This is a genomic window from Bartonella sp. OD88NMGDW, assembly GCF_042193775.1.
Lineage (GTDB): Bacteria > Pseudomonadota > Alphaproteobacteria > Rhizobiales > Rhizobiaceae > Bartonella > Bartonella grahamii.
Map to the genome: position 1 here is coordinate 1 of NZ_JBHIMA010000076.1, position 725 is coordinate 725.

The following is a 725-nucleotide window of genomic DNA, read 5'->3' on the forward strand; positions in this document are numbered from 1 at the left end:
AAAGATTTAGAGAAGCGCTTAGAGGCTTTAAGAGAAGAGTTTGAAGATTTGAAAGAGTGTTCATTAGACGAAGTACTCTGAATGATGTGAGGACGAAAGCAGATGAAGATACCCGATCATGAACATGAATATTTGATACCTGTCGCGACGAGAGAAGAAATGATAGCAGGAACTTCTCAAGACAGCGTTGTTGTTCCGAAGCTTTTAGGGACGGCATCTTTGTATTCGTATGAAACCTTTGCGCCGTTAGAGCAGGTTGTTAATGCAAGGAAAGAAGCAGAAAAAGCCATGGCGCGTGCGAATGGCGCGCAACAAACAGCAGATCAAGCGAAAACTATAGCAGATAGTGTCAAGGAATTATCGGATGCAGCAGCGACGACGATAGCGCAAGCAGCAGACACAGCAGCGAGTTCAGTTACTGTAGCCAATGCCGCCAAGACGACAGCTGATACAGCTTTAGAGCAGGCAAATACGGCATTAACAACATCCAATGCCGCCAAGACAACAGCAGAGGTCTCGAAAACCTCTTCAGAAGATGCCAAGATGAAATCAGAAGCGGCAGAGAGGTTAGCGCAAGAAGCCAAGCGTATTGCGGAGGATACTAAAGGTGCAGCCGATAGAGTGACGACAGCGGTCACGGAAAGCTCTCAAAGAGTGACACAAGTTCAAAGCACAGTAGAGACAGCTTTGACAGAGGCAAGAGAAGCCAAGGCAACGGCAGGAGA

At 47.0% G+C, this 725-nt stretch carries 1 pseudogene; it reads left to right on the forward strand.

Features of this window, described 5'->3' with window-relative positions:
- Positions 1–102: 102 nt before the first annotated feature.
- Positions 103–725: pseudogene (locus ACFIJR_RS09175) on the forward strand (hypothetical protein); the annotation flags it as partial.